This window comes from Calidithermus terrae (genome assembly GCF_003574345.1).
Lineage (GTDB): Bacteria > Deinococcota > Deinococci > Deinococcales > Thermaceae > Calidithermus > Calidithermus chliarophilus.
The window spans coordinates 1-1,438 of sequence record NZ_QXDL01000412.1 but is presented as its reverse complement, the minus strand read 5'-3'; the positions used below and the strand labels follow the sequence as shown (position 1 = coordinate 1,438).

The following is a 1,438-nucleotide window of genomic DNA, read 5'->3' as shown; positions in this document are numbered from 1 at the left end:
GGTTGCCGCGGGGTAGGCCGCGGGAGAGGGGGCAGCGGCGGGCCGTAGAAGCCCTCGGCCAGGGCCGGGTCGAGTGACATCAGCCGAAATTGTAGCGAGGGGTAAGTTCCGGCCCCGTGATTCTTGACCCTCGGCTCAGCCCCGGCGCCGGATGAGGGCGAACTCCTCGGCCCCCAGCGTGAGCAGGTCGCCCGGCTCGAGCCCGCGGCGCTGGCCCTGCGGCAGGGCCTCCCCGTTGACCTGCACCCCCTCGGCCAGGGCGAGGAGCTCGAGGCCCTGTGCCCCCGCCCGGATCTCGGCCTGGCGGGGGGCGACCCTCTGGCCCCGGATCACCACCGTGCAGCGGGGGTCGGAGCCCAGGGTGGCCTGCCGCAGGGGGAAGGGCAGGGGGTGGGTCTGGGTGTTGCCCTGGAGGGCCCAGGCGTCGAGGGCCTCGGGGGGCTGGGCGCCGCGGGCCTGGAACAGGAACTCGGCGGTCCCCAGCCGCAGGCGGTCGCCCGGGCGCAGGGCCTGCCGGGGGGTGACCACCCCGTTGACGGGGACGGGCTGGCCCTCCCAGCGCCACACGCCCTGCTCCAGGCGCAGCACCCCCGCCTTCAGCGGCAGGTCGCGCTCGCGGTAGAGCCCGATGTCGTTGGCGTCGGAGCGCCCCACCGTGACGACGGGCTTGGCGAGGATGTACTCCTTGCCCTCGTAAGGGCCGCTTCCCACCCCCACCAGCCAGGCGCTCTTGAAGGCCTGCTGGGCCCACTGCACCATCATCCCCACGAAGGCCCCCAGGACGGCGAAGCCCGCCAGCCGCGCCAGCGCGCCGCGCAGGAAGGTCTCCCACAGCACCTGGGCCAGGCTGCTCGAGGCGGGCCCCCCGAAGAGCTGCCGGATGGCCCGGTCGGCCTGGCGGAAGGCCTCCCCGAACTGCCCGGCGGTGGTGGAGAACACCAGCTCGCTCGAGCCGGTGAGGCGCTCGAGGAAGGCCCGGTCGGCGTCCTCGGTGGCGACCGCCACCAGCCGCACGCCCTGCGCCCGGGCGCGCTCGGCGGCCGAGAGGGCGGCGCGGGAGGCCACCCGGGGCGAGACGGTGGTGCTGCCGGGCATCCCGTCGGTGAAGAGCAGCAGGCTGCGGGCGGGGGTGTCGGCCTCGCCCAGGGCCTGCAGCCCGGCCTCGAGGCCCTCCGCCATCATCGTGCCGCCGCCGTCGGCGATGCGCTCGATGGCCTGGCGCAATTGGCCGGGGTCGCTGGAGAGGGGGCTCTCGAGGTGGGCGCGGCTGCCGAAGCCGACCACCGCGACGCGGGTGGTCCTGAGGTCCTGCCGGGCCACGAAGTCCTGGGCGGCCCGCTTGACCTCCTGCAGCTTGCCGGCCTCGTCCATGCTGCCCGAGGCGTCGATGACCAGGGCGATGGCGGCGCGGGCGGGGGCGCCCGCGCCGCCATCGCCC

Annotated in this window: 1 protein-coding gene; it reads right to left on the bottom strand. The window is 75.9% G+C overall.

What is annotated here, in order from left to right:
- Positions 1–135: 135 nt before the first annotated feature.
- Positions 136–1,438 (bottom strand): VWA domain-containing protein (locus Mterra_RS21220; RefSeq protein WP_119316873.1); only part of this gene is annotated, 1,303 nt, incomplete at its 5' end.